The following is a 25,573-nucleotide window of genomic DNA, read 5'->3' on the forward strand; positions in this document are numbered from 1 at the left end:
GTCCCGCCGACTACGAGGCCGCACTCGCCGCCTGACCACCACACCGATGGTGTCCGTCAAAGCGGAACAAGCTCACACTCCTGTCTTGGGCACGACACCCGGATGAGGGTGGCGAGTGGAAGTCGCGGCCATCGTCGACCGGCTCACCTTCGGCGGCAACCTCATTGCTGCGTGTGTGCGCGGATGACCGGCTGGCCGCGCATGAACCTGGCTCCACTCATCAGCTCCCCTTGGAATCGGTCATCTAGGCTGGCGCGGTGACTGATGAGCAGGAGCGGGTGCAGCCGTCGGGAGTGTGGGCCACGGCGGTGGGGGTGGCCAGGGTGCGGGCGCTGGAGACCGAGCGGGAGAACGCGCTGTTCCGCGACCCGCTGGCACAGGCCTTCGCAACCGCCGGCGGCCTCTGGCCCTCCTCGCCGCCGCTGACCGATGACGAGGCCGCGCGCCGCCGCCGGCTGGCCGTGTCGTTCTCCATCGTCATCCGGACGAAGTTCCTCGACGACCTGTTGCAGCGGGCCTCCGCGTCCGGGGTCCGGCAGGTCGTGCTGCTCGGCGCCGGCATGGACAGCCGGGCCTTCCGGATGGACTGGCCCGAGGGCACCCGGCTCTTCGAGGTCGACACCGCCGCCCCACTGGACTTCAAGGCTTCGGTGCTGCGCCAGGAGCGCGCCGTCGCACGCTGCGAGCGGATCACCGTCGCGGTGGATCTGCGTGAGGACTGGCCAGGCGCGCTGGCCGCCGCAGGGCACGACCCGGCGGTGCCGACCGTGTGGATCGCCGAAGGACTGCTGATCTATCTGCCCGAGGACGCGGTGGAACTGCTGCTGGCCCGGATCAGCGCGCAGTCGGCGGCGGGCAGTTGGATGGGGCTGACGTTGGGCTCGCGCGGCGTGATCGAGCGCTTCGGTGCGGACGCCGTACCAGGATCGGCGGCGTCCATGTGGATCTCGGAGATGCCCGACGACCCGGTGGGCTGGCTGGCCGGGCACGGCTGGGAGGCCGACAGCCACACCCTGCGCGAGCGCGCTGCCGCCTACGGCCGCCCGATCAGCACCCCGCCGCAGCGCGAGGAGCGGCCCGGCGGACTGATCGCGGCGGTCCGCCGGTAGAGCGCCTCCCGGTTCCCCGGATGATCGATTCCAAAGGGGCCTGATGAGTGGAGGCGGGTTCAAACGCGCACTGACCGCCTACGACACTGAAGTCCGCCCGGAAATCGCCTGGCTGGATGGTGGTGTGGTCGACAACCCTTCGCCGTGAGCCTGTCCAGGGTGCGGGCGCCGGCCGGGGCGAACTCATGGCTCCTCACTGCGATTTCCTCGTGACCTGCCGACAACGGGCATGTTCGTCGTGGTGTCGTTGCGGGTGCGGAGGCCCGTGTGCGGGGGTTCGCTGCGGGGAGGAATGCTGCGAGCGCATGACCTTCGCCGAGCGAGTACCCGGTCTCACCCGCGGGTCCGGGCGACGGACCGAGCGGCTGCGGTCGACGCCGGTGTCGGTCGGTCTCGCGCTCGCGGTCCGGGCCGGCGCCCGGATGACGGGGGCCTTCAAGGTGCCGGTCAGCCGGAACACCCCTGGTGAGGCTGATCGCCTCGCGGCCGGACCCGCCACCTCCGTATCAACTGCCCTCACGCGGGCGCGTTGTCGTCTCTTGCCGGTGCCGGGGAACGTGTGACCGCCTTCCCGCCCCGTGCCGGAGCGCTCCAGTCACAGTGGCGGTGCACGGGCCGGGCGGTGCGCCACAGCGGATGGAAGCCGGTCACAGCACAGCATGATCCGCGAGCGAATCCCGTGGCGACACCGGAGGGTCAGGAGGCCGGGTACGGTCGGCGGCGCCCCGCCACTGCACCCGCGAGGGCCCACGCCGCTCCCCCGAGACGGCCCTGCCTGCCCCCCTGAGACGGGCCCTGCGGCCTCAAGCGACCTGTGCCCGCGCTGCCCGTGCCACTCGGCGGAGTGAGGCGTGGACTCACCAGGGGGATGTCGGCCCCGTGGACGAGGCCGGTCGGAAGGCCGTAGCCCCTACCGGTGTCAAGGTCACGCGGTGGTGGTCATGACCTGCCTCAGCCGGCAAGCGGCACGCGCAGTGGCATGTGCGCCGGGTTCGCGGCGGGCTGGCCGGGTCACGCCGTACCCGGCACCGGATACACGAAGTTAACGCCCGGGACTCGGGCGCGAGACCGGTGCGGTCGAGCATCGCCATACCTGTCAATCGACAGGTAACCGCAACCGATCGGAGGTGCGGCGATGAGCCGGCCCGAATTCGTCTCTCGGCAGCGCCCTGACGGTGACGTCACGACCAGTTCCGCCGACGTCGGCTACCAGCAGGAACTTCGCCGCGGAGTCGGCGGCTTCGCGTCCTTCGCCGCGGGCTTCTCCTTCGTGTCCATCCTCACCACCGTCTTCCAGCTCTTCGGCCTCGGCTACGGCTTCGGCGGCGCGGCCTTCTTCTGGACCTGGCCGCTGGTCTTCGCGGGCCAGTTGCTGGTCGCGCTCTGCTTCGCCGAACTGGCGGCGCGCTGGCCCATATCCGGGGCGATCTACCAGTGGTCGAGCCGGCTCGCCGGCACCACGGCGGGCTGGTTCACCGGCTGGATCATGATCATCGGGCAGATCCTGACGGTCGCGGCGGCAGCGATCGCGGCGCAGGCTGTGCTGCCGGGCATCTGGTCCGGCTTCCAACTCGTCGGCGGGCCGGGCGCCGATCCCTCGCCAGGCTCCCCGACCGGCGCGCGGAACGCGGTCCTGCTGGGCTGCCTGCTGCTGGTGGTCACCACCGTGGTGAACATCCTCGGCATCCGCCAGACGGCCGCCGCCACCAGCTTCGGCGTCACCGTCGAGATCATCGGCGTGGTCGTGCTGGTGCTGGTGCTCTTCTTCCTGCCCGAGCGGGGCCCGCAGGCCGTGCTCCACGACACCGGCTGGTCCGGCCACGGCGGCTACGCCGGTGCCTTCCTCGCCTCCTCGCTGATGGCCGCGTACGTCATGGTCGGCTTCGACTCGGCGGGCGAACTGGCGGAGGAGACCCACAGCCCGCGCCGGACCACCCCCCGGACCATCCTGCGGGCGCTGATCACCTCCGGTGTCGGCGGGGCGCTGCTGATCCTCGCGGGGCTGCTGGCGGCGCCCAGCCTGACCGACGGCAAGCTCGCCGCCGGCGGCCTGTCCTGGGTGCTCACCGACCGGCTCGGCGGCGTCCTGGGCCGACTGCTGCTGTGCTGCGTCGCGGTGGCCGTGTTCGCCTGCACCCTGGCCGTGCAGAGCTCCGGCGCCCGGATGATGTACTCCATGGCGCGCGAGGGCGCCCTGCCGTTCCACCGGCACCTCGGCAAGGTCTCCGCCCGTACCGGCACACCGGTCGTCGCGTCGGTCGTCGTGGGCGCGGGCGCCGCGATCGCCCTGCTGGTCAACGTCCGCCAGTCGGCGATCTTCACCGCCCTCTCCAGCCTCTGCATCGCCATGCTGTACCTGGCCTATCTGGGCGTGACGCTGCCGCTGTTGGTCACCCGGATCCGGCACCGGCGCACCGGCGGCCTCCCCGGCGGCGTCGACGAGACCGGCCGGCCGCTGTTCTCGCTGGGCCGCCGGGGGATCGCGGTCAACACGCTCGCCGTGCTCTACCAGACGGGCATGACGGTCAACCTGGCCTGGCCCCGCCCGGAGATCTACGACCTCACCGGCGGGACGTGGTGGCTGCGGTGGAGCGCCCCGCTGTTCATCGGGCTGAGCCTGGCCGCCGGCGCCGGCTACTTCCTCGTCCGCCGGCTGCACCGCCGTATCGAGCTGAGGCACGTACCGCACACGCACGTCGAGCCGCCGGCCGAGGCCCGGACCGTCACCGAGCCGGCGTGACCCCGACCGCCCGACCGCCCACCGCCCGACCGCCTGATCGCCCGACGTACAGATGACTCACCGACGAGAGGATGACGGGACATCCATGAACACGGCCGAAGGGTCGACGGCCGGCGCGCCGCCGTACGACCAGCACCCCACCGCACCGCTCACCGCCCCGCTCTCCGGACAGCCGGCCGAGGGGCGGGCCGCCGCCCGGGTCCGGGATCTGCACCTGACCGACAGTGTCCGCAGTGCCCGCGTCGACGCCCGCGCGCAGGGCGGGCAGGCCGGCACGTGGATGCCGTACCTGCCCGCGTCCGGCAGCCCGTACTGCCCGCCGGGGGTGGACCCGGCCGCCCTCGTGTGGGCGGAGACGGTGGCGCCCGGCGGCTACACCCACAAGGTCCTCGCCCGCGGCACCCGGCTGCGCTTCGACGACCCGACCGGTGACGCCTGTGCCCACCTGCTGCTCTTCAACGCGCTGGAGCCCGTCGAGCGGCTCAACGTCGCCGACACCCAGAAGATCCCGTGGCAGGCGTACCTGGGCGAGAACCACCCGTTGCTGTCCGGCGACGGCCGGGTCCTGGCCGTGGTCAGCGGTGACTCCTCCGGCCGGCACGACGCCTTCTGCGGTACGAGCACCGACGCGTGGAACGCGCGCAAGTACGGTGACGCCCGCCCCGAGGGGCCGTCGCCGTCCGGCCGCGGACTCTTCCTCAAGGCCGCCGCCAAGCACGGTCTGAGCCGCCGCGATCTGCCGCCCGGCGTCTCCTTCTTCCAGGGCGTACGCGTCGAGGCGGACGGCACCCTCGCCTGGCAGGGCAGCGCCGGTCCGGGCACGTATGTCGAACTCGTCGCGGAACTGCCCCTGTTGGTGCTGGTCGCCAATGTCGCCCACCCGCTGGACCCGCGGCCCGGCTATGTCGTCGGGCCGCTGCGGGTGCATGCCTGGCGCGGCGAACCGACCGGCCCGGACGAACCGCGGTTCACCGCCACGCCGGAACTGCACCGGGCGTACCTCAACACCGCCGACTACTGCGAAGCCAGGGGGCTGTGACATGGCGACCACGACTCGGACCGAGAACACACCGACCAGCCGTCCGACCGCCGCGGGCGGCACCCTCGCCTCCACCGTGCCGGTGGGCGCCGTTTACGCGGAGGGCTCCGCCCTGGACTGGGGAACGAGCCTGGTCGAGGGCGCCGTCGTCCTGGACGAGGTGGTGGCCCCCAACGCGCCGTGGTCGGCGGTGGTGGCGAAGGGACACGTCCTGACCATCGTCGACGTCGGCGGGAACCAGTCGGCCGACTGTCTGCTCTACAACGCCGCCGATCCCGGGGAGCGCTACAGCGTCCCTGACACCCTGGCCTGGCAGGGCAACGCCTACGTGCGCACGGGGACCGTGCTGCGCAGCGACGAGGGGCGCCCGCTGATGACCGTCGTGGCCAACGAGATCGACCGCCAGGACACCATCGGCGGCGCCTGCGGCAAGGAGTCCAACACCCTGCGCTACGGCCACCACGTGATGTTCCAGCACGGCTGCCGCGAGAACTTCCTCGCCGAGGCCGGCCGGCGCGGCCTGGGGGTGCGCGACCTCGTCTCCAACCTCAACTGGTTCATGAACGTGCCCGTCGAGGCGGACGGCGCGCTGGGCATCGTGGACGGCATGTCCGCACCGGGCCGCCGGGTCGCGGTGCGCGCCGACATGGACGTCCTCGTGATCGTCTCCAACTGCCCCCAGATGAACAACCCGTGCAACGACTTCAACCCGACCCCGCTGCGCATGATCGTCACGGACCCGACGGAGGGCGACGAGCCGGGCGGCCGGGATGGGGGTGGACCGGTGGGGGGTGGTCCGGGTGAGGCCGGCCCGGACGGGGGTGGCCCGGTTGTCGGTGGCCCAGACGGGGGTGGCCCGGTTGTCGGTGGCCCAAGTGGAACTGGCCCCGGTGGGGATGGCCCAGGTCGGGCCGGTCCAGCCGCGGGTGGTCCGGGCAGGGAAGGGCCGGTGGCCGGGGGCCCGGACCCGGCGGCCCCCGTCGGCCCCGGCGTGTTCGCCCCACCGTGCCCGCACACCACCGCCCGCACCACCTCGGAGGACGCCGCGTGACCCGCCCCACCGTTGTTCTCGTCGCCAACCGCGGTGAGATCGCCCGACGTGTCATCCGTACCGCCCGGAAGATGGGCCTGGGCACCGTCGCCGTGTTCTCCGACGCCGACCGGGCCGCGCCGCACGTGCGCGAGGCCGACCATGCGGTCCGTCTGGGGCCGGCGCCGGCCCGGGAGTCGTATCTGCGCGGCGACGCGATCATCGAGGCCGCGCTCGCGCACGGCGCCGGCATCATCCACCCCGGCTACGGCTTCCTCTCCGAGAACACCGCCTTCGCCCGTGCCGTGGAGGAGACCGGACTGCGTTTCGCGGGACCGACCGCCGACCAGATCACCGCCTTCGGCGAGAAGCACACCGCCCGCGCCCTGGCCAAGGCGGCCGGAGTCCCGCTGCTGGCCGGTACCGAGCTCCTCGCGACCGCGGAGGAGGCCGTCACCGCGGCCGGGTCGATCGGGCTGCCCGTGATGGTCAAGGCCACCGGCGGTGGCGGCGGCATCGGCATGCAGGCTTGCGCCACCGCGGACGATGTGCGCGATGCCTTCGCCCGCGTCGCCGCCCTCGCCGAGTCCAACTTCGGGTCGTCCGGGGTCTTCCTGGAGCGCCTGGTACGCCCCGCCCGCCACGTCGAGGTGCAGGTCTTCGGCGACGGCACCGGCCGGATCGCCGTCATCGGCGACCGCGACTGCTCGCTGCAACGCCGTAACCAGAAGGTGATCGAGGAGGCCCCGGCCCCGGCCCTGCCCGCCCCTGTCCGCGCGCTGCTGCACGACTCCTCGCGGCGGCTGCTCGCCTCGGTCGGCTACCGCGGCGCGGGCACCGTGGAGTTCGTCTACGACCCCCTGCGCGAGGAGGCCGCGTTCCTGGAGGTCAACACCCGGCTCCAGGTCGAACACCCGGTAACCGAGCAGGCGTACGGTGTCGACCTCGTCGAACTCATGCTCACCCTGGCCCGGGACGGCGCGGTGGACGACGCGGTGTTCACGAGGGAGTGGACGCCCACCGGGCACGCCGTGGAAGCGCGTGTCTATGCGGAGGACCCCGGCCGGGACTCGCAGCCCTCCTCGGGCCTGATCACCCGGGCGGCCTTCCCCGGCCAGGGCGCCGACGGCATGCCCGGCGTCCGCGTCGACGGCTTCGCCGAGACCGGCCTGGAGGTCTCTCCGTACTACGACCCCCTGCTCGCCAAGGTCATCGCCCAAGGCCCCACCCGCGACGCCGCGTTCGACGTCCTGGGCTCGGCCCTGGCCGCCAGCCGGGTCGACGGCGTCGTCACCAACCTGGGCCTGCTGCGCGCGCTGACCGTACGGGAGGAGGTGCGCGAGGCCGTGCACAGCACCAGCACCCTCGCCACCACCGCCGATCCCGATCCGCGCATCGACGTCCTGGTGCCGGGAGCGATGACCACCGTCCAGGACCTTCCCGGCCGGCTCGGCTACTGGCACGTGGGCGTACCGCCGAGCGGCCCCTTCGACCCCGTCTCCTTCGCCGAGGCCAACCTGGCCGTCGGCAACCCGGCCGAGGCGCCCGCACTGGAGGTCACGGCGGGCGGGCTGACCCTGCGCTTCTCGGACGCCACCGTGGTCGCCGTCACCGGGGCGCCCGTCCCGGTCACCGTGGACGGCACCGCGGCGGCCCTGTGGGAGCCGGTGCCGGTCCCGGCCGGCGCCACCCTCGTCCTCGGCGCCTGCCACGGTCCCGGCCTGCGCAGCTATGTGGCCGTCCGGGGCGGCATCGACGTACCCGCATACCTGGGCAGCGCCTCGACCTTCACCCTCGGCGGCTTCGGCGGCCACGGCGGCCGGGCCCTGCTCGCCGGAGACGTCCTGCGGCCCGGAGCCGCCACGACCGCAGGCGGCGGCCCGACCCCGATCGAGCGCCGCCCCGCGATCACCCCGCACTGGCGGATCGGTGTCACCGAAGGGCCGCACGCGGCACCGGAGTTCTTCACCCGCGAGGACATCGACGCCCTCTACGCCACCGACTACCAGGTGCACCACAACTCGGCCCGCACCGGCATCCGCCTGATCGGGCCCAAGCCGCGGTGGGCCCGCCAGGACGGCGGCGAGGCCGGGCTGCACCCCTCCAACATCCACGACACGCCGTACGCGGTCGGCGCGCTGGACTTCACCGGCGACACGCCGATCGTCCTGGGACCCGACGGGCCGTCCCTCGGCGGATTCGTCTGCCCCGCGGTGGTCGCCAGCGGCGAGCTGTGGAAGCTCGGCCAGCTCCGCCCCGGCGACACCGTCCGCTTCGTGCCCGTCAGGGAAGCCGAGGCTGCCGCCCTCGACGCCCGTCGCGCCTCGCCCACGCTGATCAGCAGTGGCGGAGACGGCGACGACGGTGTCCTGGGCCGCCTGCAGGCCACGCACGACCGGCCCGATGTCACCTACCGCCGCGACGGCGACGACAACGTCCTCGTCGAGTACGGCCCCATGGTGCTGGACCTCGGCCTGCGGATGCGGGTGCACGCCCTCCAGCAGACCCTCGCCACACACGCACCCGACGGCATCATCGACATCACCCCCGGCATCCGCTCGCTGCAGATCCACACCGATGCCCGCCGGCTGAAGGCCCGCGACCTGACCGCCCTCCTGCGTGAACTCGAGGACGAGGTACCGCCGACCAGTGAGCTGGTGGTGCCCTCCCGCACGGTGCGGTTGCCGCTCAGCTGGGACGACCCGGCGACCCGGCTGGCCATCGAGCGGTACATGGCCGGGGTGCGCGACGACGCCCCGTGGTGCCCGTGGAACATCGAGTTCATCCGCCGCGTCAACGGCCTGGACAGCGCAGACGACGTCTACCGCACCGTCTTCGACGCCTCCTACCTGGTGCTCGGACTCGGGGACGTCTATCTCGGCGCCCCCGTCGCCACCCCGCTCGACCCACGGCACCGCCTGGTGACCACCAAGTACAACCCGGCCCGCACCTGGACCGCGGAGAACTCCGTCGGCATCGGCGGCGCCTACCTGTGCATCTACGGCATGGAGGGCCCCGGCGGCTACCAGTTCGTCGGCCGCACCGTGCAGATCTGGAACCGTTTCCGCAAAGGCGGCCTGTTCCAGGACTCGCCGTGGGCGCTGCGCTTCTTCGACCGCATCGAGTGGTACCCCGTCACCGCGGAGGAACTGCTCGAGCTGCGTGCCGAGACCGACGCCGGCCGCGGTGCCTTCGACACCGAGCAGGGGACCTTCTCGATCGCCGAGTACAACGCTTTCCTGGCCGCCAACTCCGGCTCGATCGCTGCCTTCCGAGAACGGCAGAGCGCCGCCTTCGAGGCGGAGAAGGAACGCTGGCGGGCCTCCGGCGAGTTCGACCGCGACGACGATCCCCGCCCTCCGGCCGCCGACTCCGCCACCCTCACCGTCCCGGACGGCACGGTCGCCGTCATCGCGCCGTACACCGCGACCGTCTGGCAGACCGTCGCCGAACCGGGCGCCGCCGTCGCCGAAGGCGACCCGATCCTCTGGCTGGAGGCGATGAAGATGGAGTCCAAGGTGGGCGCGCCCACCGCGGGGACGCTGCTGGAGATCTACGTGAAACCCGGCGAACAGGTAGCCCCCGGCCAGATCCTCGCGGCGGTGAGGATATGAGCGCCATGACACCGGCCGAACGCGTCGAGGCTGCCTACGACCGCATCCAGTCGGCCGACCGGCCCGAGATCTGGATCCACCTCAGGCCCCGCGGCGAAGTGCTCGCCGAAGCGGCTCGGATCGACCCGGCGCTGCCGCTGGCCGGCCTGGTGGCAGCCGTCAAGGACAACATCGACGTCGCCGGCCTGCCCACGACCGCGGGCGCACCGACGTACGCCTACCGGCCCGAGACCGACGCGCCCGCGGTGGCACGGCTGCGCGCGGCCGGCGCCGTGGTGCTCGGCAAGACCAATCTGGACCAGTTCGCCACCGGCCTGGTCGGCACCCGCAGTCCCTACGGCGCGGTCCGCAACGCCTGGGACCCGGCCCGTATCTCCGGCGGCTCCTCCTCAGGCTCCGCCGTCGCGGTGGCGCTGGGCATGGTCGACATCGCGCTCGGTACGGACACGGCCGGCTCCGGGCGCGTGCCCGCCGCCCTCAACGGCATCGTCGGGGTCAAGCCCACCAAGGGCCTGGTGCCCGTGACCGGGGTGGTCCCCGCCTGCTACACCCTCGACTGCGTCACCGTCTTCGCCCGCGACCTGCGCCTTGCCCGCACCGCCGCGGAGATCGTCGAAGGCCCCGACCCCGCCGACCCGCTCTCCCGCGCCGGCACCCAGCTCCCACCGCCACCCGCACGCCCCAGGGTCGCCGTCCCGGCTGGACGGCACCTGCACGGCATGGCGGACGGCTGGCGCACGGCTTTCGACGCCGCGGTCGCCCGCCTGGCGAGCACAGGCGTGGAGATCACCGAAACCGACATCACCCCGCTGCTCCAGGCCGCGGAACTTCTCTACGGCGGCGCGTTCGTCGCCGAGCGGTACGCGGCCGTGGGCGCGCACCTGGAGAAACACCGCCACCTGATCGGCACGGACCTCGACCCCACCGTCGCCTCCATCGTGCTGGCGGGCCGGGACAGAACCGCCGCCGACTGGGCCGCCGACACCGCCCGGCTCGCCGCCCTCGGCGCCGCCGGGCGCGCGTTGCTCGACGGTTGCGCCGCACTCCTCACCCCGACCACCACCTGGCACCCCCGCCTGGCGGAGGTGGCGGCCGACCCGGTCGGCGCCAACGCCCGGATGGGACGCTTCACCAACTTCGCCAACCTGCTGGACTGCGCCTCGCTCGCCGTGCCCGCCGGGTTCGTGGACGGCCTGCCGTTCGGCGTCATGCTCACCGGCCCCGCGTTCTCCGACCGCGCCCTGGCAGCCCTGGCCGAGCGCCTCGCCAACCCCGGTCTCGACCTGTTCGTGGTCGGTGCCCACCTCACCGGCCAACCGCTCAACGCCCAACTGGTGCAGGCGGGCGGCACTCTGGTGGGCACGGCACGCACCAGCGGCGGTTACCGGCTGCACGCCCTGGCCACCGAGCCGCCCAAGCCGGGCCTGGTCCGGACCGCCGCCCATGCCATGCCGGGCACCGGCGCGGAAACGGGCAGCGGGGCAACAGGCATCGAGGGTGAGATCTGGCGGCTGCCTGCCGCGGGATTCGGAACCTTCACCGCCGCCGTTCCCGCACCGATGACCATCGGCACCGTGGAACTGGCCGACGGGCGACAGGTCAAGGGCTTCCTGGTGGAGCCGTACGCCGTCGAAGGCACGCCCGACATCACCCGCTTCGGCGGCTGGCGGGCCTATCTGGCATCCGTGTGACCGCAGACGGCGCAGCGGGCACCCGGGCGCCGGCTACGGTCGGGTGCCCGCCGTCCGGGTGACAGGATGGGGGGATGACGACGACGCATCCCCGCCAAGGCCGACCCCGGCACACGCCGCCGTCCAAGCCCGGCACCTCGGCCCGGGAACAGATCCTCGACGCCGCAGGGGCGCTCTTCGTCGAACGCGGGATCGCCGCCACCAGCACCCGGATGATCGCCGAGCGCGTGGGCATCAGACAGGCCTCGCTCTACTACCACTTCGCCACCAAGGACGACATCCTCGCCGAACTGCTGGCCACGTCCGTACGGCCCAGCCTGGAGATGGTGAAGCGGATTCAGGCGCTGGCGCCCGAGCGGACGAGCGCGGCCGCGGCTCTCTACGCGATGGCGGTGATGGACGTGCGTACCCTGTCCAGCACCCCGTACAACATCGGCACGCTGTATCTGCTGCCCGAAGTGCAGGCCGAACAATTCGACACCTTCCGTCAGGAGCGCGGCCGGCTGCTGCAGAGCTACGGAACGCTCGGCACCCTGGCGGCACCCGAGGACGTGGCCCGCGGCCTGCCCGCCCAACGGATCGGCGAGCTGCTGATCCAGCTGGTGGAGGTCGTCATCCAGATACGGCGTTCCCGCGCACCCGAAGAGACCGACACGGACACCATCGCGTCCTCGTGCCTGAGACTGTGCGGCCTCGCCGAGCAGGCGGTGACCGCCGCCCGGGAGGAAGCACGTATCCTCCTCAACCACCTGACGGACACCGCCCCCCACGACTGACTCCAAACCAGCTCACCGGCCGTGCCCCGGACAGACGCGGCGGCCGCGTCAGGGCCCCGCCGCAGACCTCGACGCCTGGGCCAGGCTGCCGGCCCTGCACGATGTCGACAGATCAACCGGCCCCGAGCCGAACACCATGCCCTTCCACATCCACCACCCGCCCGCCTCACCGACCACGCCCGCCGCCGGTGGCCGCGGGTCGAGGCGACCTGGCCATCCACGACCGGCGAACCCACAGCGGACCGCGCACTCTCGGCATCACCCTCAGCCACGCACTCGGCCGCAACAGCCGCTACAGCCGCTACATAGAAGCGATCGAACAGCACCTGGCCGACGCGCCAGCCCAGATCCGCAACTGGACCGCACGAGACATGGACACCACCCTGTACTGGCTCAACCACCCCACCAACACCACAACCAACACATAGAAACACTCAACGAACCTGATCAACACACGGAGAACCTGACCACAACTGACCACCACTCACTACACCTGACAAACCTTCGTTTAGCCACGCCGGTCTCTATAGCGGACCGGTGTGGTGGGTGTGTTTTAGTTGATCACACACAGCCGGAGTGGCGTGGTGCGCAACGAGTGCACGCTGATGGGTAGGAAGTTTCCATGAGCATACGTGGCCGCCGTCCGTGTGCGGGAGGCGGACGACAATTCGGCAAGAAGGACCGGATCCGACGCCGCTGTGGCCGACAGTCTGCTCTTCGTCACTCGCCTGATCTTCATCTTGCTTAGACTCCCAGACTGGTACGGGGGACGTCGTTAGAGAACGTGGGGCCGGGCATGCAGTCCTCGGGCCGGGAACGGGCGCGCAGCTCCTGTAGCGGGCCGTTGGCGGCCTTGTGGAGCTGGGCGACGACGTCGGCCACAGCTACGGGTGGTTCCACAAGCTGTTCCGCGACTGGGTCGACACGCTCGACATCGCCCACTGCGTCCCCCACCAAAGCCGACACACACTGGCAACGAACCTCTTGCGCAACGGCGCCGACCTCATCCACGTAAAGCGCTACCTCGGGCAAGTCTCCGAGCGGATGGCCGAGCACTACGTCCACCTCGCCAACACCGACCCCCACCTCGAACAAGCCCCGCAGACCATCTGGTCACCGGCCCCGGATCGGACGCGCCCGGACTGGTCCTTTCCGGCAGCGAGCCCATGTCCAAGGAAGAGGCCGAGGCCCTCGCCATCGACCTGACGCGCCGGTCCACCCCGGCCGACGGCGGCTTCTGCACCTTCCAGCACGTCGTCGACGGCGCGGCCTGCCCCTTCGCTTAACTGCCACAGCTGCGAGAACTTCGTGATGTCGGGCGCCGACCTCGTCTACTGGCACCGCAAGCGTGAGCAATGGCTCACGCTCGCCGAACGCGCGCCCGACAGTGCGACCGCCGACTACCTCCACCAGGTCTTCGAGCCCACCGCCCGCGCGATCACCGGCCTGGAACGGGCACTGGAAGCCGTCGGCCTCCTGGACGAGGCCCTCGCGCTCGACCTCCGCCGCCCCCAGGACTACTTCGGCTGCGTCTGGTCCACCGCTTTCCGAGCCGCAGACCTCACCAAGCCAGCGGAGATCGAAGACGGTGACGCCGCATGACATCCGCTGCCCCCCCCCAGCGGCCGCGATCGCCGCTCGCCGCCGCCAGACCCGCAACAAACTGACCCGGCTCGAAAGACCATCACTCAGCTTCGCGGCGAACGCAGACGGCTCAACGTCCGAGCCATCGCCGAGCGAGCGGGAGTGTCCGCCACCTTCTGCTTCGAGAACACGGACGCACGAGCCCTGGTCCAAGCAGCCGTCGCCGATGCCCGACAACGGCGTGATCAAGGAGCCAAGCAGGAACACGAGCGCATCGAAGCATCCTGGCGCGAGCGCGCACTCAACGCCGAGGAGGCACTCACCCGCACCCAGGAGACCGTCTTCACGCAGCGCAAGCGGATCGGCGAACTGATGGGCCAGCTCCGAGACGTTGAACAGAGTGCCCCCGCGGACTCCGCCCCAGCCCCCCGCACCGAGAACACCTCCCTCAAGCGCCGTCTGGACCAGATGACGCGAGAGCACCGCTCACTCCAGGAACAACTCGAAGACGCCCGCTCCAACCTGCGCTTCGTCGAGAAGCGCATCGCCGACCTCGAAGCCCAACCTCTCGAACAGGCCCGCGAGGAGGATCGGACTGGATTTTCGCCGCAGCGGGCTGAGGGCTGCGTTCAGTGCAGACGTCCGTGGGTTCGTCTGGCGGTGGTTTTGCCGGAAGGGACCGCGGCGGTGCCGTACTGTCCCGTGAAGCTGTGGCGAGGTGATAGTGCTGGTACTGGTGCTCAGGATGGCTGGACTTGGTCGAAGAGGGCGAGTGCTTCGGCGGGGTCCGGGCTCACGAGGCGTTCCAGACCGGCCGTCGTGATCTTCGCCCACTTGCCGGCCCGTGCCCACATCTGTTCCTCGAAGGCGCGGACGGTCTCGTCCAGGTCTCCAGAGCCAGTGGCGAGCGACTCGGCGAGTTCGGCGCCTTCCAGCATCGCGAGGTTCGCGCCCGCCCCCAACGGGGGCATCAGATGGGCGGCGTCGCCCAGTAGCGTCACCCCAGGGACGTGGGTCCAGGTGTGGGACACGGGCAGGACGTAGAGGGGGCGATGGACGAAGGCGGTGCCGTGGCCGAGGAGGTCGAGGACGGGAGCGGCCCAGCCGTCGAACAGAGCCAGCAGGCTCGATCGCACGGCCTCGACGTCGGCCAGGTCCAGGTTCGTGTGCCAGTCCAGCGGCGCGCGGAACTTGGCGTACACCTTGACGTGGCCGCCGCTGTTGCGCTGGGCGACGAGGGAGCGGTTCACGCCGTACACAGCCACGGAACCGTCGCCGATCAACCGGGCTAGGTCAGGGTGGCGGGTGTCGACATCGTCGAGGGAGGTCTCGACATAGGTGACGCCGGTGTACTGCGGCGTCACCGACGAGACTGCCGGGCGGATCCGGGACCAGGCGCCGTCCGCGCCGATCACGAGGTCGAACGTCTCCTGCCGCCCGTCCGCAAAATGGACCAGTACGCCGTCCCGGGCCCCCGGCACCACCCGTGTCACGCTCCGGCCCCACTGGACGTCGAGAGGGCCGAGCAGCAGGTCCCGGAGTTGCCCGCGGTCGATCTCGGGATTGGCCCGGTCGTCCGGGTGGGGTTGCCAGTCGCGCAGGACGGTCCCGTCAGTGTCCAGGATGCGCATGGCCTGTCCCTCGGGACGGGACAGCTCCTGGAAGTCCGCCAGCAGCCCCGCCTTGTCCAGCGCTAGCTGGCCCAGCCCCTCGTGCAGGTCCAGCATGCCGCCCGGGGGGCGGGCGTCAGGGGTGGGATCACGTTCGAGGACAGCGACGGGGTAGTCATGGCGGTGCAGGACACGGGCGAAGGTAAGGCCGCCGGGACCGCCCCCGACCACTGCGATGCGATGTCTCATACCAATACACTGTATTGTTCCATGACGATGTATCGCAACGCTACGATGTCACCATGACTGTGTGGGACCGGCCGGAGCCGCCGCCTCGCCCCGTGCCCCTCGACCGGGAGGGGATCGTCGCCGCCGCCATCGCGCTGGCCGACGAGGGCGGGCTGGAGGCGGTGTCGGTGCGTAAGGTCGCCGCCCGGCTGAACGCCGGGCCGATGCGGCTGTACGGATACATCTCCACCAAGGAGGAGTTGTTCGACCTCATGGTGGACGAGGTCCAGGCCGAGATTCTCCCCGAGGCACAGCTCGGTGACTGGCGGGAGGCGCTGCGCGCCCTCGCCCACCGCACCAGGCAGGTCGCTCTCCGTCACGAATGGCTGGCCGACCTGCTCGGCGGCCGCCCGGCCCTGGGCCCGAACGGCCTGGCCGTGACCGAAGCCACGCTGGCCGCCCTCGACGGCCTCGCCCATATCGACACCGTCATGCGCGCCGTGGAGACTGTCAGCGCCTACTACATTGGCGCGATCAGGCGCGAGATCGCGAACCTGCGGGCCGAGCGCGTCACGGGCCTGTCCAAGCACGACTGGCAGCGCGCCCACGGCCCGCGTGTCACGAGCATGTTGGCCACGGGCCGCTTCCCGGCGCTGGCCAAGGCCGTGCACGACGGCACGGACGTGGACGCCGAGACATCCTTCGCAACCGGCCTGGACTGGGTCCTCGACGCCGTGGCCGCCAAACTCACCCGGCCGTCGGCGTGACGCTCAGCCCTGACCGGTGGTGAGCGACCCGGCAATGCGCAAAGCCGCTGCTTTGACAGGCGACTCAAAACCGTCACGGACATCTACGCGACGCATCACCTCAGTTCAGAGTCCCCCCGCACACATCGAGAGTCGGTAAAGGCGACTTCTCACCCGAGGACTGCGACGACTACCTCGCCGGTCGGCTCTCCCACGACGGCCAGCCGCTCACCAGCGGCGAGGTCCGCCAGGTCATCACCGACTGCTCCCACGGCCTGCCCCTCTACCTCGACCTGTCGGTGCTCCGCTTCCTGGAGATCCGCCGCACCCGCGAGCCGGTCCCGTCCGACTTCGATCACGACTTCGGTGCCCTGATCGCCCGCACCCTGTCCGACCTCACCCCCGACAAACGCCACCTCCTGCGGTCGGAGGCTCGTGCCGGGACTGCTGGTTGTGTAAATCGGTTTCGGAGTGCGCGGCGGCAACGGTGCGCCAGTGCTTGACCCAGCCGGCCTCTCGGTTGTCCACGAGCCGGTGAACCAGGCCCCAGGCGTGTGCTACCTCCAGCCTCAACTGCTTGGGCAGCTGAGGGTGCTCCGTCCGGACGTCAGCCCAGACCAGACTGTGCAGTTTGCGCAGGCTGTCGTCAGCGCAGCACTCGTTGAAGCGGCTCTCCCACACGCCGTGGAGGGTCGCGTCGGTGGACACCAGAGCGTTGACCTCCGACGGCACTCCTTATGGGCGATCTCGCGCGCGACCAGGTCCGCATTGAAGAACTGGCGCTTGGCACCATCGAGCTCAAGATGGCCGGCCTCCCTCATCTGCCTGACGAAGAGCGCAGAGTCGAAGGCAGCCGCCTTGCCCTCGTCCACTTCCAGGACTGGTCGGGCTTCCCGTCAACGGGAGGCACTGCCGTGGGCAGTTCGTAGTATGCGCGGCGCACTTGATCAGCTTCCGGAGCCCGCAATCTGACCGTCAGCTGCGTCTCATCCCACAAGTCGATGACCAGGTTGTGGTCACGTTCCTGGGTCCTCTTCCACTTGTCCCACCACTTCGTGGTCGGCCCATCCATGCTGGAGGGGATACACAGGATCCACATCTTCACCGTGTGCCCGTGCTCGGCCGCCTGCTTGATCACCGACTGGAAGGACTCCCTGATCGTCCGCTGGTGTGTAGCCGCGGCGACGGGATGAAAGTACTTGAACTGCCAGACCGTGATGGAGCCACCGAGGTCGCCAGCGAACGCGTCGATGCCCCAGTCACCCGGGTTGGCTGCGACGGTGCGGACCCCAGGCATCGTGGCGTTCGCGAGCTCAATGATCATCTTCTCGAAGTCGTCCCGGGCACCGCCCATTCCACCCGTACGCAAAACTGATCGGCGGCACACCAGCCGCCATCGCCACGTGATCTTTCACGACACCCCCAGCGCACGGTACCCACTGCTCTCAGCCCGTGCTTCTTCCGTGACACAACGTCAGAAGTGGCACCGCTGTTCTCCTCTATCGATCAAGAGGATGCCCAGGGACTCTTCGGCATCTAACGGACGCTTACCGCTCCACGCTCGATCGGCACAGTGCGGTACACATCGCCTTGCGTAATGAGTGCTGTGGCCCGGTCTACCACTCGCAGTGTTCTCGAGCGCCCGGCGGTCGATGTCCGTGTACCCAGCGGTCGCCTGTGCGCCCCGTCGGCAGTGGCGGTTCGGCCTCTGTGCGGCCGCAATTGGCTCGTCAGATGCTGGGCGGGGAGAGGGCTGGCTGCCACACTCAGCCGGTTGAACTGATCACTGCACGGCCGTGGCGCCGTACCGAGAAGTCCGGGGGCATCCTTGTCGAGCGCACGCCCAAGCGGAGGCCGCTACATCCGATCAGGCTCCCCCTCCCGGCCGTCCGCGCTGTGGCGGACGAAAATCTCGGCGACCGCCTGGTCCAGCGTGGTGGGGAGGTGTCCGAGGACTCGGTGGAGGTCGTCGGTCTGCCGCTCCAGGACTCCGCGTCGGACCTGGTTCTCCAGCCAGCCCTGGGCACCGGGAGTGGGACTGTCCCGCACGCGGTGGAGGACGGTTGTACCGCAAACGCGGGTGAGGACCTGGGCGAGCTGCAGATAAGTCCACAAGATACCCGTGAAGTCGTAGGCGCGGCCCAGGTGGCCATCCTCAGTCAGGACGCGCGCGGCGGCTTCGGCGAGGTCGGAGCGGGAGGCGGTGTTGATTCCGCGGCCGCCGGTCGCGTCGTCCAAGGCGCCCGATACGACAGCGGCGCGCAGACCGGAGTTGAGGAAGGCTTCGCTGTAGAAGGGGTGACGCAACAGCGTATGGGGCAGGCCGCTGGCTTGCAGCGCGCGCTCGGTGGCGTGGTGTGCCTCGGTGACGCCCTCGGCCTGGGTGTCGGCATCCAGAAAACTCGTGTAGACGACGGCGCCGACACCGGCGGCGCGGGCCGCCTCGATGGCAGCCTGGTGCTGACGGATACGGCGAGCGCAATCCAGTTCCGGGGAGGAGATCAGCAGGAGCCGGTCGGCGTTCTTGAACGCCGCGCGCAGCGTGTCCGGCACGTCGTAGTCGCCACGTCGCACCTGGACCCCTCGGGCGGCGAGATCCGCGACACGATCGGGAGCACGCACCGCAACCACCACCTCTTCGGCAGGGCACCGGGCCAGCAGATGATCCACGACGAGCCGGCCGAAGGCCCCTGAAGCGGCAGACACAGCAATCATGCGGAACTCCCTCGCCTGCGAGAGCCGATGGCACCGCAGGACTGGCTCGTGACCGAAACAACCGGCACACCATCGGCCAACGGCCGCCAACCCGTCAAAGGCTTTTCGGACATCCGCGAACGACGACCGACCTCGGACATCCAGACTCTGCAGTTTTCCGTGGAGTCGTCTGGGTTGATGCCAGAGGAAGATGCCCCCGATGCTGGATCAGGCGGGCCAGATGGACGGCCGCGGTCCTCTCGTAGCCGTCGGCTTGGGCCATCAGCGCGTTGAATACCCGCTCGCTCGCAAGCCCGTCGGCGGCCCACATCCGCAACCCGGTACCGCTGTGATCGTCCGACTCCTGGGTGGCCCGCTCGCCGGTCGCGTACTGGAGACCACCGACGCCCCGTGGGCCGGAGGCTGGCTTACGGCCGGTCACGCCGACCGGGGCCTGTACGTCCCCGTGCACGGCGAACCGGCGACCGGCATTGTCCTGGCGGAGATCCAGGCCACCGCACCGCGTCACACCGTCGGTAACCGCCCTGCACCATCGGCCGGTGCCAAGACCACGCCCTCCACCCCGGCCGACGCCCATGACAGCCACTCGCGCACGGTGTCCGGGTCGGTGGTCGACGGGCACAGCGCCCACGGCGCCAAGAGCCGGCGGGTGGCGAACACGGACTCCAGAGCGGCCCGCCGTCTCCGGTACGGCCAGCCGGTCGTCACGGTCCCGGACAACCTGAGCAGATCGAACACCACGAAGTGAGCCGGCCACTGCTCGGCTGCCCGCACCGCCCCAGCCCCGCGCCGGGCAGGCCGGTTCTGCGCAGCCGCTCGAACGCGAGGCGACCCGCGGTGTCCCATACGGCCAGCTCGCCGTTTCTGCCGGATGTGGCGGCCTGCCGGCGTTGGCGAGCTGGCGCACGGAGAAGAAGGGCTCGTCCATCTGCTCATATCCGAGCGGCAGACCGATCAGGGCGCCGAGGTGGAGCACACTTCGGCATGGCAGCCGGGGGCTGCCTCGCAGCGCGGCCTCGGTCATCGCCTGTCCTGCCAGGTCTACGGGCTGATTCCCCGGATCGCCATTGCCAGCAACCGATCTGCCTCCGCGGTTGGATCCCGGCGGTGCTCGGTCGCCAGGACGATGCCGGTGACCAACGTCACCAGATCCTCCGACGTCACCCCGGCCGGCACCGCGCCAGCGTCGATCGCCCGCAGCAGCAGTGGTTCACCAGCGTCGATGAGGCGGTCACAGGGGTGCTCCTGGCGCGCGTCTGTTTCGTCCCGCGTCAGCGCCACGGCCATGCCCCGCGCGGAGGCGGCGTACTTGGCGAGCGCGGCGAGCCACTCGAGCAGCGCACCCCGCGCGTCCTCGGCTTCGGCCAGTTCGCGGGCGCGGGCGTCGAGCGTCTCGACGCCTTCCCGGAAGACCGCCTGTAGCAGGGCGCGCTTGCTGGGGAAGTGCCGCCGTACGGTGGCGGACCCGACGCCGGCCGCGCGGGCGATCTGCTCCAGCGACGTCTCCGCGCCGTGCGCGGCGACTTCCTGCTCGGCGACGGCGAGGATCAGCGCGTAATTGCGCTGAGCGTCCGACCGCTGCGCGCCCATGAACCACCTCACAGTACCCGAAGTGGCGGGGCCCGCCACTTAGTGGTTATCGTAGCGGAATGGAAGTGGCGGGGCCCGCCACTTAGTCGTCCGAGGAGTTCCCATGTCCCGCCGCCCCATCGTCCTCAGCGGCAAGCAGGGCGACGCCGCCGCCCGTGCCCAGACCGCCGCGGGTTAGTTCCTCAGCCTCGTCGACAGGCACTGGTGACCACCGGCTACGTACTGAGGGGCGCACCGGCGTGCTGTGTGAAGGCGTCAACTCGTCCGATCGATGGGATAGGCAGCCCGGTCGCTCGGGCCGACGCGCTCCTGTGGGGCGCGGAGAGGCTGAGGGTTTACCTGTTCCTCGCGGCCGTCTCTTCGGCCTGAGTGAAGGGCACCGGTTCTTCGGCCTGAGTGAAGGGCACCGGTGCCGCCGACGAGGAGTCCGTCGGCCGCCTTCGCGCACTCATCGCGAGTGGATCCCGCGAACAGGACGACTCCTGGCAGTTCACCGGCCGGCCCCTCTTCTCGCGTAGCCACCACATCCTGCCGTCCTCGCCTGAGGGCGGCGCAACCCTGAGATGGAGAAGAACATGAGGATTGGCGTTATCGGAACGGGTGCGATCGGGGCGACGCTCGCTCGCAAGTTCAGCGCCGGCGGACACGACGTCGCTGTCGCCAACTCCCGGGGACCGGAGACCATCGACGCCGATGTGCTGGAGTTCGGGGCGCGCGCGGCGACCGCCGCTGCGGCCGTGCAGGACCAGGACGTGGTCATCCTGTCCGTCCCCTTCACGCGGATCCCCGCGCTGGCGGACCTGCTCTCCTCCGTACCCGAGGAGACCGTGGTCATCGACACCTCCAACTACTACCCCCAGCTCAACGGACCCGTCGAAGCGGTGGACAACGGGCAGGTGGAAAGCCTGTGGGTGGTCGAGCAGCTTCGACGGCCCGTGGCCAAGGCATGGAACGCCGTCCTGGCCGGGACGCTGCAGACCAAGGGCACCCCGGCAGGCACCCCTGGCCGCATCGCCATCCCGGTCGCGGCGGACTCCAGCGAAGTTCGCCGGGTGGCTATGCACCTCGTGGACGAGAGCGGCTTCGACCCCTTCGACGCCGGCGTCCTGGCCGACTCCTGGCGCCAGCAGCCGATGGGCCCTGCTTACTGCACCGAGCTGACCTTGGACGAACTCGGGCCGGCCTTGGCCGCGGCCGACCGGGCCAGGGACGCGCGCATCCGCGACAGCCTCATGGAGCGCTTCGCCACGATCGGCTCCGCGCCGACGCTGGACGAGGTCGTCGAACTCAACCGCTCCGCCCACCGCTGATGCCCGGGGCGCCACCCGGCCGTGCCATCCCGGCACCACCGTCCGTGAAACGCATCCGCCCCCACGGAAGCCGAACGCACCAGAGAGGAATCGCATTGCCCCCCACAGCCATGCCCTTCACCGACGTCGTGCGGGCCCGCCGTTCTGTCCGGAACTTCCTGCCCCCGCTGTCCCCGTCCGATATCCGCGGCGTACTGGAAGACGCTCAGAGGGCCCCATCGAACTGCGACACCCAACCGTGGACGGTGCACGTCGTTTCCGGCGCGACGCGGGACGGCCTGAGCAAGGAGATCCGCAAGGCCGACGACGAGGGCCGTTTCTCCTACGACTTCACCTTCGACTACGCCGACTTCGGCGAGGGTATCCATCTTGACCGGGCGCACCACCACGCCGCTACCCTCACCCAGGCCACGGGCCTGAAGCGTGAGGACCGGACAGCCCGGAAGGCGGCGGCCCGAGAGGGCCTGATGTTCTTCGGCGCGCCTCACGTCGCTTTCCTCTTCATGCCCGCGTTCGGCGACGGCGTGCGCGCGGCCGGAGACATCGGTATGTACGGGCAGAACTTCCTGCTCTCTGGCCGCTCGCGGGTTCGCCGGCGTCCCGATGACCATGCTCGGCTTCTACGCCGACACCATCCGTGAGTTCCTGGGCGTTCCCGAGGAGCTCAAGCTGCTGTTCGGCATCTCCTTCGGCACCGCCAACGAGACCGCAGCGGTGAACAACATCCGTATGGGCCGCATCCCACTGGAACAGAGCGTGGTCCTGCACGGCACCCCCGGCGTCCTGGACGCGTAGCAGCTCCTCTCCGCCCAGGCGGCACGGCAGCGGATTCGAACCTGCCGCTTCCGCCTCGCGGCCGATTCCATGGCCTGGAGCACGGGCGCCGGCGCCACCAGCGAGGAGCCCCTCGACCGTCTCCACACGCTCATCGAAAGCGGACACCGCGAACGGAAACGACCAGGCGTAGTCCACCGGACGCCCACTCCTGTTCGGTTGCCGACACCTCAAGGCCGCCGGGCTTCCGGGCGCCATTCACCGCCCCATCTACACAGCCATCACCTCGTGCCACCCATGAAGGTGGCGCACGTCAGGGAGTGGGATAACGCATGCGCACTTTCAAGATGTCCGAATCCGGCCGGATCGCGCTCGTCGAGGAACCGAAGCCGACTCCCGGCACCGGCCAGGTGCTGATGCGTGTGCGCGCCACCTCACTCAACGCCCGCGACCTGTTCATGCTGGACGGCCGCTACCCGGTGCCGCCCGGCCGGGTGCCGCTGTCCGACGCCGCGGGAGTCATAGAATCCACCGGCCCCGGCGTGACGCGGTTCCAGGTCGGTGACCGGGTGGTGAACTCGTTCAACCCCCTGTGGTTCGGCGGACCGCAGCGCAAGCCCGGCCAGAACTACCACACGGACATCGACGGGTGGCTGACCGAGTACGTCGTGATCGACGAGCAGCGGCTGGCATCCATGCCCGAGCACCTGGACTTCACCGAGGCGGCGACACTGCCCTGCGCCGCCATCACGGCGTGGACGGCGCTGGAGGGTGTCGGCCCCGGAGACACGGTGCTGGTCCAGGGATCGGGCGGCGTCTCACTGTTCGCACTGCAGCTCGCCCGCACCATGGGAGCCCGAGTGATCACCACGACGTCCAGCGAACACAAGGCAGCGCGACTCCTCGAACTCGGCGCGAGCGACGTGATCAATTACGTCGACATGCCGGACTGGGGCGCCGAGGTGCGCAAGCTCACCGACGGTCAGGGCGCCAACGTGGTCGTGGAGGTAGGCGGCGCGGGTAGCATCGCGCAGTCGATCACGGCCGTCGCATACCGCGGCGTCATCTCGCTGGTCGGCCACCTTCAGATGAACTCGACGGGCATGAACATCCTGGACTTCGCCCTCAGCGGCGCAACGCTGCGCGCGATCGGCGGCGGTAGCAGGAGCGACCTGGAGGACATGAACAGGGTCATCACGGCGCACAAGCTGCGGCCGGTAATCGGCCGCGTCTTCCCCTTCGAGGAAGCGCCCGCCGCCGCGTCCTACATGGGGAGCGGTGCCCACTTCGGCAAGGTCGTCATCAGCCACTGACCCCGCCGTGTCCACGGTCGGCCTTCAGCCGGCGCCACACCGCGGGAAACCCAGCTGCCGAACCCCTCCGCCCGCTGCGCCACCGCAGCGGGTTCAGGGAAGGAACGGCTTGGGGACGCATGTTGTGAATCTGATCGGGATCGATGCGGTGCACAGGCTGCCTTCAGCAGTGGGTCGGCTGCCGGCAGCGTACGCAGAACTGGTCCGCGGGCCCCTGGATGGCCTGCTGCTCGGCATCACCGGCTGGAGGAAGGACGAAAGCGGCGCCGCGTCGCGCTCTCCACCGAGCTGAGGCGGTTGGGCGCCAGTGGCCGGGCGATGTGCGACCGCGCACCGGCGATCCGGCCTTCTCCCGACTGGACTGGCGACACGCCCGGCGCCCGGCAGCATGCCGACGTCAGTGCGGCCTGGCCGGGTCTGCCACCGTCCTGCCGCATCTGGGCCGACGTCGACGGCGACCTCCATCACGACGTTGGGTTCCACTACGGCTGGTGCGGGGCGGTGGTGAGGAAGTCCAGGACGAGGGGACTGGCGTGGGTGCGGAATTCCTCGAAGTAGGCGTGCCGGGCTTCGCAGATGAGGTGGAGCCGGGCACCGAGGATGCGGTCGGCGAGTAGGGGTGCGTTGGCCGTGGGGTTGAGCAGGTCTTCCGTTCCGTGGATGACCAGGGTGGGGGCGCTGATGGCGCGCAGGAGGTCCCAGGCGTTGTGCCGGTTGCCGGCCGCGAAGTGGTGGCGCCGGGAGTGGGCGGGCATGCTGGGGTCGCCGAGGGTGTGGTGCGGGCCGGGGTGGTCGGCGAGCCATCGGGGGGTGTACATCAGCTCCAGCAGGGCTTTCCGCGCGGCTCCGGGCTGAGGCTGGACCAGGGCCCGGCGGACTTCGTCGCCGCGTTCGATGCTGCGAGGGCCGCCGGGTGAGGTGCAGCCGAGGACGAGGGCGCCGACGCGGTGCGGGTGGCGGGCAGCGAGTTGCCGGGCCACGCGGCCGCCCATGGACGTGCCGTAGACGTCGGCCCGGTCGATGCCGAGTTCGTCGAGGACGGTGATGACGTCCTGGGCGAACATTTCGGTGCTGTGGGGGTGTCGGGCTTGTCGCTGTCGCCGGTGCCGCGGTAGTCGAGGGTGAGAGTGCTGCGGGCGGGGTGGAAGTCGGCGCGGACCGCGTCCCACCAGTGGTGGTTGTTGGCCTGGCCCGCCAGCAGGACCAGCAGCGCTCCCTCGCCTTGCACCTGGTAGGCGACGCGGGTCCCGTCCGGTGCCGTCGCGTATGTCATCGGCTGGTTCCCTCACTCCTGTGTCGGCGGCCCCAGTGACTCCCGCTCGGCCCCTGGGGCTGGAGCCGGGGGTGGAGACGGCTTGGTCGAAAACCCATCTGCCAGGGGAGGGGCTTGCCCTGTCTTTCAGGCCAACTGGCCAACACGGCCGGCAGCGCTCAGTGACAGTCATGGCGACTGCGCCGTAGGGCTTGGGGTGTCGCCGCTGGGCGTGGCAGGACGCTGTGGTTGCGGTGCTACCACCGGTACCGGACGAGCAGCTTCACGGGCTGTATCGGCAGTAAAGACGGGCACCCGCCACCCGCGCGCGGCAGGACATGGCCATGAACGTGGCAACCGCGTCCCTGGCGACGACCTAGATGTATTGCCCCGCAGCGTTGTTCACACGGCTGATGGGTGGCTGGCCTGCGAGTGCGGTGTGGCAGCGGTGG

General features: G+C 70.5%; 21 protein-coding genes and 2 pseudogenes. 16 read left to right on the forward strand and 7 right to left on the reverse strand.

The genetic code is table 11. The annotated features are described in order from the left end of the window. Positions 1 to 293: 293 nt before the first annotated feature. The 11 genes and pseudogenes from IE294_RS42480 to IE294_RS48460 all read left to right on the forward strand — a co-directional run bounded on the left by IE294_RS42480 (position 294) and on the right by IE294_RS48460 (position 13,601). A complete protein-coding gene (locus tag IE294_RS42480; protein WP_189894733.1) occupies positions 294 to 1,109 on the forward strand; it encodes a class I SAM-dependent methyltransferase in 816 nt (271 codons plus the stop codon). A gap of 160 nt (positions 1,110 to 1,269) precedes the next feature. Continuing rightward, positions 1,270 to 1,578 (forward strand): annotated as a pseudogene (locus tag IE294_RS49985) (hypothetical protein); the annotation flags it as partial. Positions 1,579 to 2,244: 666 nt separating this feature from the next. Next, complete coding sequence (locus tag IE294_RS42490; protein ID WP_189894722.1) at positions 2,245 to 3,849, forward strand: amino acid permease; 1,605 nt, start codon at positions 2,245 to 2,247, stop codon at positions 3,847 to 3,849. A gap of 85 nt (positions 3,850 to 3,934) precedes the next feature. After that, positions 3,935 to 4,888, forward strand: coding sequence for an urea amidolyase associated protein UAAP1 (locus tag IE294_RS42495; protein ID WP_229917964.1), 954 nt, complete (start codon positions 3,935 to 3,937; stop codon positions 4,886 to 4,888). Between the two features lies 1 nt (position 4,889). Then, a complete protein-coding gene (locus IE294_RS49475; protein WP_306433534.1) occupies positions 4,890 to 5,939 on the forward strand; it encodes an urea amidolyase associated protein UAAP2 in 1,050 nt (349 codons plus the stop codon). Then, complete coding sequence (gene uca / locus IE294_RS42505; protein WP_189894723.1) at positions 5,936 to 9,532, forward strand: urea carboxylase; 3,597 nt, start codon at positions 5,936 to 5,938, stop codon at positions 9,530 to 9,532. Before IE294_RS49475 ends, uca begins: the two co-directional genes overlap by 4 nt. Before the next feature lie 5 nt (positions 9,533 to 9,537). Then, a complete protein-coding gene (locus IE294_RS42510; RefSeq protein WP_189894735.1) occupies positions 9,538 to 11,223 on the forward strand; it encodes an allophanate hydrolase in 1,686 nt (561 codons plus the stop codon). Positions 11,224 to 11,297: 74 nt separating this feature from the next. Then, positions 11,298 to 11,999, forward strand: a complete 702-nt coding sequence (locus tag IE294_RS42515; protein ID WP_189894724.1) for a TetR/AcrR family transcriptional regulator — start codon at positions 11,298 to 11,300, stop codon at positions 11,997 to 11,999. 188 nt (positions 12,000 to 12,187) lie between these two features. Continuing rightward, positions 12,188 to 12,427: a hypothetical protein gene (locus IE294_RS42520; protein ID WP_189894725.1), complete on the forward strand. Its 240-nt coding sequence runs from the start codon at positions 12,188 to 12,190 to the stop codon at positions 12,425 to 12,427. A 427-nt stretch (positions 12,428 to 12,854) separates the two neighbouring features. Further along, positions 12,855 to 13,205, forward strand: coding sequence for a tyrosine-type recombinase/integrase (locus IE294_RS48455; RefSeq protein WP_229917965.1), 351 nt, complete (start codon positions 12,855 to 12,857; stop codon positions 13,203 to 13,205). Between the two features lie 105 nt (positions 13,206 to 13,310). Further along, positions 13,311 to 13,601: a hypothetical protein gene (locus IE294_RS48460; RefSeq protein WP_229917966.1), complete on the forward strand. Its 291-nt coding sequence runs from the start codon at positions 13,311 to 13,313 to the stop codon at positions 13,599 to 13,601. A 722-nt stretch (positions 13,602 to 14,323) separates the two neighbouring features. Here IE294_RS48460 and IE294_RS42530 read toward each other — a convergent pair. Further along, a complete protein-coding gene (locus IE294_RS42530) occupies positions 14,324 to 15,442 on the reverse strand; it encodes an FAD-dependent oxidoreductase (RefSeq protein ID WP_189894726.1) in 1,119 nt (372 codons plus the stop codon). Between the two features lie 53 nt (positions 15,443 to 15,495). Here IE294_RS42530 and IE294_RS42535 point away from each other — a divergent pair, with 53 nt between their 5' ends. Further along, positions 15,496 to 16,188 (forward strand): TetR/AcrR family transcriptional regulator, encoded by a 693-nt coding sequence (locus IE294_RS42535; protein ID WP_189894727.1) that lies wholly within the window; start codon positions 15,496 to 15,498, stop codon positions 16,186 to 16,188. Positions 16,189 to 16,337: 149 nt separating this feature from the next. Here the strand turns inward: IE294_RS42535 and IE294_RS49480 are convergent, their stop codons facing one another. The 5 genes from IE294_RS49480 to IE294_RS42560 all read right to left on the reverse strand — a co-directional run bounded on the left by IE294_RS49480 (position 16,338) and on the right by IE294_RS42560 (position 20,472). Further along, a complete protein-coding gene (locus IE294_RS49480; RefSeq protein ID WP_189894728.1) occupies positions 16,338 to 16,583 on the reverse strand; it encodes a hypothetical protein in 246 nt (81 codons plus the stop codon). Between the two features lie 401 nt (positions 16,584 to 16,984). After that, complete coding sequence (locus IE294_RS48470) at positions 16,985 to 17,491, reverse strand: hypothetical protein (protein WP_229917968.1); 507 nt, start codon at positions 17,489 to 17,491, stop codon at positions 16,985 to 16,987. A 533-nt stretch (positions 17,492 to 18,024) separates the two neighbouring features. Next, on the reverse strand, positions 18,025 to 18,882 hold the full coding sequence (locus IE294_RS42550; RefSeq protein ID WP_189894729.1) for an NAD(P)H-binding protein: 858 nt from the start codon (positions 18,880 to 18,882) through the stop codon (positions 18,025 to 18,027). A 504-nt stretch (positions 18,883 to 19,386) separates the two neighbouring features. Beyond that, complete coding sequence (locus tag IE294_RS42555; RefSeq protein WP_306433535.1) at positions 19,387 to 19,818, reverse strand: ATP-dependent DNA ligase; 432 nt, start codon at positions 19,816 to 19,818, stop codon at positions 19,387 to 19,389. 105 nt (positions 19,819 to 19,923) lie between these two features. Further along, complete coding sequence (locus IE294_RS42560) at positions 19,924 to 20,472, reverse strand: TetR/AcrR family transcriptional regulator (RefSeq protein WP_189894730.1); 549 nt, start codon at positions 20,470 to 20,472, stop codon at positions 19,924 to 19,926. A 575-nt stretch (positions 20,473 to 21,047) separates the two neighbouring features. Between IE294_RS42560 and IE294_RS42565 the strand changes: the two genes are divergently transcribed. The 4 genes from IE294_RS42565 (at position 21,048) to IE294_RS42575 (ending at position 23,869) form a co-directional block, all read left to right on the forward strand. Then, positions 21,048 to 21,782, forward strand: a complete 735-nt coding sequence (locus tag IE294_RS42565; protein ID WP_189894731.1) for an NADPH-dependent F420 reductase — start codon at positions 21,048 to 21,050, stop codon at positions 21,780 to 21,782. 110 nt (positions 21,783 to 21,892) lie between these two features. Next, positions 21,893 to 22,423, forward strand: coding sequence for a nitroreductase family protein (locus IE294_RS42570; protein ID WP_229917971.1), 531 nt, complete (start codon positions 21,893 to 21,895; stop codon positions 22,421 to 22,423). Continuing rightward, positions 22,386 to 22,577, forward strand: a complete 192-nt coding sequence (locus tag IE294_RS48475) for a nitroreductase family protein (protein WP_229917973.1) — start codon at positions 22,386 to 22,388, stop codon at positions 22,575 to 22,577. The genes IE294_RS42570 and IE294_RS48475 overlap by 38 nt, the downstream gene beginning before the upstream one ends. 311 nt (positions 22,578 to 22,888) lie before the next feature. Beyond that, positions 22,889 to 23,869: a zinc-dependent alcohol dehydrogenase family protein gene (locus tag IE294_RS42575; protein ID WP_189894732.1), complete on the forward strand. Its 981-nt coding sequence runs from the start codon at positions 22,889 to 22,891 to the stop codon at positions 23,867 to 23,869. 482 nt (positions 23,870 to 24,351) lie between these two features. On the opposite strand, the pseudogene IE294_RS42580 reads toward IE294_RS42575, so the two are convergent. Beyond that, positions 24,352 to 25,142 (reverse strand): annotated as a pseudogene (locus tag IE294_RS42580) (alpha/beta fold hydrolase). Between the last annotated feature and the right edge of the window lie 431 nt (positions 25,143 to 25,573).

It is taken from the genome of Streptomyces canarius (genome assembly GCF_014650735.1).
In the GTDB taxonomy this organism is placed as follows: domain Bacteria; phylum Actinomycetota; class Actinomycetes; order Streptomycetales; family Streptomycetaceae; genus Streptomyces; species Streptomyces olivaceoviridis.